Source organism: Lamprobacter sp. (assembly GCF_034860625.1).
Classification (GTDB): domain Bacteria; phylum Pseudomonadota; class Gammaproteobacteria; order Chromatiales; family Chromatiaceae; genus Lamprobacter.
On record NZ_JAYESN010000214.1, the window covers coordinates 1 to 5336 of the forward strand.

At 58.1% G+C, this 5336-nt stretch carries 4 protein-coding genes; all 4 read right to left on the reverse strand.

What is annotated here, in order from left to right:
* Positions 1 to 95: 95 nt before the first annotated feature.
* Positions 96 to 1010, reverse strand: a complete 915-nt coding sequence (locus VBE63_RS24300; protein WP_323685596.1) for a class I SAM-dependent methyltransferase — start codon at positions 1008 to 1010, stop codon at positions 96 to 98.
* Between the two features lie 2 nt (positions 1011 to 1012).
* Positions 1013 to 2899 carry an XrtA/PEP-CTERM system amidotransferase gene (locus tag VBE63_RS24305; protein ID WP_323685597.1) on the reverse strand — a complete coding sequence of 629 codons (1887 nt, stop codon included), beginning with the start codon at positions 2897 to 2899 and terminating at the stop codon, positions 1013 to 1015.
* Between the two features lie 14 nt (positions 2900 to 2913).
* Positions 2914 to 4095 (reverse strand): TIGR03088 family PEP-CTERM/XrtA system glycosyltransferase, encoded by a 1182-nt coding sequence (locus VBE63_RS24310; RefSeq protein ID WP_323685599.1) that lies wholly within the window; start codon positions 4093 to 4095, stop codon positions 2914 to 2916.
* A 28-nt stretch (positions 4096 to 4123) separates the two neighbouring features.
* On the reverse strand, positions 4124 to 5336 hold a 1213-nt coding region (xrtA, locus tag VBE63_RS24315; protein ID WP_323685598.1), incomplete at its 5' end, for an exosortase A.

Below are 5336 nucleotides of genomic sequence, written 5' to 3' on the forward strand. Positions count from 1 at the left end.
CCAGCCGAGACGACGTTGCTCACGAAGGATCGCCGCTGTGCGAAAGGTATAGCCGCTGTGTAGCGGGATGGAATGGTCCAGAACGTGCAGGATCTTCATTTTTGCGCAACAAGCCAGAAACTTAGCCAAGCTAAGGCGTCATCTTCAAGATGACGAAATGGCGTAGCAAGGTGTGGGCGTACCTCTTTGATATCACCCGTATTCGCAAGCATCGTCGGTTCGAGCAACTTTGCCTTCAGTCCGACCTGATCAATTGCCTGTCGATAACGATCAATACGCCAACGATTGGGAACACCTTTTTCAGAATACATCAAATCCCAGAGCCAGACTGGCCAGGTTAAAAAATCAAGTGGATTATCGCGGTGTAATCCGTGGCTTTTCAGATCTACTTCGTGAATGGCGATGGCACCTGGACGGAGGGCACGCGCCATATCCGCAAATGTCGCATCCAGATCATTGACATGCTCGAGCACCGCGCGCGAATAGATGAGATCAATCTCGTTCTCTAGACCGGAGAGTCCATTCGCTGTCACCAAATAGTCTAAGCGATCCCGACGAAGGCCAGATTGCGGTTCATTTTCCTTTTCAAAACAGCCTGCTGCACGTCGGCGTGCGTCATCATCGAGCTCTTCCAAAAGAGCCTGAAGGATTGCAACTTGTTTTTGGTTAGGCTGCGACAAGCGAAAGCGATCAACGCAGATGACTTTATCGGCCCCATGGGCCAGCATCAGCAATCCCACCCCGGGCACATCCCCTGGACCATATTCAAGCAGCCGCTTACCCGCGAGCCATGCGCTAATATGCTCTTTTTCAACACCAATGCGTTGAAAATAGTCATCAAAGCACTGACGAAAATAAACTGCCACCTCTTTTGCAGTCTCAGGCTCGCTACCTCGGCCTGTTTGCCCGGTTAGACGGATGTAAAGATCCGGAGCGAAACGGGCGACTTGATTCGTCAAAATCGCTTTAACAACACGGATAGCACCATTAATCGGTTTTAGTTTAAACATGTTTACCTGCTAAGAAAGGCATCGAACATGATCAACGACCAGAGTGGTGCACTATGATCGCGCTGGCCAGTGGTATGCTGCTTGACGAGCTGATTCAGATAGTCCATGTCAAACAAGCCGACGTCCACCATACGTTGCCCCAAGACCTTCTCCCGCAGCGAATCGCGCAAAGGCCCTCTAAACCATTCCGAGACAGGAACGGCGAAGCCTTTCTTGCGTCGATAGAGGATATCGTTGGGCAAGTAGGGCTCCATCGCCTTTTTGAACAGATATTTCCCCTCGCCTCCACGCAGCTTGAGATCGGGCGGCAGACCTGAGATCCATTCGACAAGCCGATGATCAAGAATGGGTACGCGCACTTCCAGCGCATGGGCCATGCTGGCACGGTCGACCTTGGTCAGGATGTCACCGGGCAGATAGGTCTTCATGTCGAGATATTGCACGAGTGATAGCGGGTGATCTGTCGGTGCGCTTGCGGCGTGTTGGCGCAGCACCTCGACGGCGTTATAGCCCTGCAGCTCACGTCGGAAATTTGGCGAGAACAGCTTCGAGCGCAGTTCATCGCGCAGGATAGACACGCCCTGAAAATAACCTTCAACGGAATCGCGTGCCAGAGCCTGAAAGGTGGTCTTGGCCCGGAAGATTCGTGGTGCCCAATCGGCTTTCGGATACCAATGTCCCAGGGCTCCAAACAGGGGCCGGCGTAGGCCTAAAGGTAATGGTCGGCGCAATCGTTCCTCGGCTTGATGATGCCGGTAACGTCGGTAACCAGCGAGATTCTCATCGCCGCCGTCGCCGGACAGCGCGACCACCACCTTGCGTCGGGCTAGCTCGCAGACGCGGTAGGTCGGCAGTGCGGAGCTATCGGCGAAGGGCTCGTCGTAGAGGTCTCCTAACCGATCTAGGAGGGCGAAATCGTCGCTGTCGACCTGTTCTTGATAATGATCGGTCTGGTAGCGCTGCGCCACTTGCTGGGCATAGCGCGACTCGTCATAGGCCGGGTCGGCGAAGGCGATTGAACAGGTGCGGACTGGGTCGGGCGAGAGACCGGCCATCATGGCGACCACTGCGCTGGAATCGACGCCACCGGAGAGGAAGGCGCCGAGCGGCACCTCGGCGATCTGGCGGATCTTGACCGCCTCGCGCAGGCAGTCGACCAATGCTTCAGCGGCTTCGGCTTCATCGATTCGAGGCAACGCACTGAACGGTACATCCCAGTAGGCCCGTGGCGCTGGCAAGTCGCGCTGGCCATGGCGCAGATTAAGCAGATGCGCCGGCGGCAACTTCTGCACCGAGCGAAAGATGCTGCGCGGTTCGGGCACATAGCCGTAGGCGAAATAGTCTTCGATCGCCTGCGCGTCCAATTCGCGTGGTAGATCAGGATGGGCCATCAGCGCCTTGAGCTCGGAGGCGAAGATGAACTGGTCATTGGGCAGCAGGCTGTAATAGAGCGGCTTGATGCCGAGCCGGTCGCGGGCCAGGAACAGGGTCTGGCGGTTGCGATCCCAGAGGCCAAAAGCAAACATGCCGCGGAAGCGATCGACGCAGGCCTCGCCCCACTCCTCCCAGGCATGGACGATGACCTCGGTGTCGCAGTGGGTGCGAAACTGGTGACCCGCCTGCTGCAGTTCCTTGGTCAGCTCCGGGAAGTTGTAGATCTCGCCGTTGTAGGTGACGACGACGGTCTCGTCCTCGTTGAACAGGGGCTGTTGGCCGCTGGAGAGGTCGATGATCGATAGCCGGCGGTGCGCCAGCCCAACCCCAGGCTCTAGATGCACGCCGCCCTCGTCCGGGCCGCGATGGAATTGGGTCTGGTTCATGGCTTCGAGCAGCGCGCGATTGATCGGGCGATGCTCGCGCAGATCGAAGATGCCAGTAATGCCGCACATGCCTGAAGTTTCTCCTAGTCGCGGGCCAAGGGCGTTTGGCCCAGCGCCTTGTCGTAGACGCGCAGATAGCCCTGCACCATGGCCGTTAGACTAAAGTCGCGCTCGGCGCGGGCGCGGGCGGCCTGGCCTTCACGCTGGCAGCGCTCGGGATCAGAGGCATAGCGCGCAATGGTTTCGGCCAGTGCGATGGGATCAGCCGCTGGTACCAGGCTGCCGGTGATGCCGGGCTGCACCAGGTCTGGATTACCGCCAACGTCGGTGGCGATCACCGGCAACCCAGTCGCCATGGCCTCGAGAATGGTATTACAGATGCCCTCAGCCAGCGAGGGCACCACGAACAGGTCCATTGCGCGCATCAACTCGGGCACATCGTCGCGGGCGCCGGGGAGCCAGGCCTGATCGGCCACGCCGGCCTCTGCCAGGATGTCTACTGCAGCGTCACGCAAGGTGCCCTCTCCAACCAATAGCAAGCGCAAACGCGAAAACGCATCCGGCAATAGGTCGCGCAGATGCACGAAGGCCCGCGCTAGCTCTAAGGGTGCCTTAACGACCTGCATGCGCATGACGGCGCCGATGATCAGCACCTGCGGGGCCGCAGGCAACGACCTATCCGACGTTAGCAGCGAACGCACAAAATCCGCTGGCAGCATCGCGCGTCGATCGTCGCTCGTGGCTGGCGGATGAAAACGCCGGGTATCAACGCCGTTGTAGATGTGATTGAGCCGAGCGGGCGGTACGCCAATACAGTCATTGAGGTAGCCCATCTGATGCCGTGACAACGCGATGTACTGGCCTACAAAGGGCCGTACCAGTTGCCGCAAGCGACGATGGCGCAGATTCGTGCCGTCGGTGTCACCGACATCCCAGCCGTGTTCACCATGAACTCGAGCCCCGATGCCAACCAATGCCGCTGTGACCTGTGTTTCCAGGGTTGCCAGATTGCGGGTATGGACGATGTCAGGCCGCAACCGCCGGAGTAGGCGCCAGAGCCGGACATGCACCCCGAGATCCTTGCCCTCGCGCTTATGCAGCGCGTAAAGCCCGATATCATCGCGCTGAATGCGCTCGCTGAACGCGGTGTAGTCAGTCATGCAGATGATCGCATGTCGGTAAACATCCGCCGGCATCTGGTTGATCAGGTTGACCAGTCCATTCTCTAGACCACCAACATCAAGTCGATGGATGATGTGGATGATGAGCGGAGGCGTTCGAGCTTGGCGCGATTCAGCCATCGTTATCGAGATAACCCAATGGCTGCGGCAACACGCGCAAGAAGTCTTTAAGGCGTTGCCGCGATGCGTCTAGCGTGAGCTCATTTCCCTCGCTGCTGAGCGCCACCAAGAAGGCGCCACGACCATCGCCGGTTAACAACATTAGCAGTTCACGAAGCTTGACCTCGACGCGATCAATCGTCACGCGATCGCCAAGCTGGTACCAATACCAAATCAGACGCTGGCGACCACTGGGGCCGCGCAGTAATACCTCCTTCACCATCTGATCTCGACCGTCGACGCCGCTCACCTGCCGAGTCGTTTCGTTGGAATGACGCCAGACCTCATCGCGTTCCTGAATCTGGTTGCGCCATGAGACCAGCTCGGTGCCTCGGCCTCGATTTCGATAATGCCGAAGGTGGAGTTCAACCTCCCCGGCATGATTGCGATAGAGGCCGGCCAGTTCGGCATCGGCATCAACATAAGCGGGCTGCCAGGTAGCTGAGACGTCAACCGGGCCCTGCCAGCCCGGCAACGTCCTCGGCAGCGAGATCGCAGCCTCAAGCGTTATTTTTTGAGCGTTATGCTGGAGCAGCACTTCAGCGCCCCGGGCGGAACCGAGCATCGCCACCAAGGCAAGCAGGGTCAGCGCCAAGTTCGCAGCATTAACCGGGAGGGAAGGCGCCAGCAGGGCCATCGCTTCCCTATCCGCAGTGCGGTCGCCAGAGAGGCCGTGTCGATCGGCCCAAAACGAGCCCAGCCAAAACATCAAGAACATCACCACACCGAAAAACACCCAACCGACGACGATGTGGCCATGACCGGCAAGTGTGATCTGCCCATTCGTAACATGAGCGGTCATGATGATTGTATAGACCCTCAAGACATTTGCCAGGATCGGCAAAACGACGGCCAAGACCATGAACGCAAGACGACGCCAAAGGCTGTCATAGTTGAGATAGGCATAAACCAACCCGAGCGCGACTGAGGCAATTAAATAACGCACTCCGCTACAGGCCTCGACAACAACGAAATCCGCTTCTGGAATACTTATGTAATAGCCATCCATGTAGACCGGAACGCCAGTCAGCTTGAGCAGCAACACCGAGAGATGGGCGGTATAGCCCATCATCGGCTCAATCAGGAAATCGCCAAACGGCACCGCAAAGAACAGGTACGCCAGCGGGAACACCAAGATCCAGGCCACCCGCGGACCAAGCAGCGTT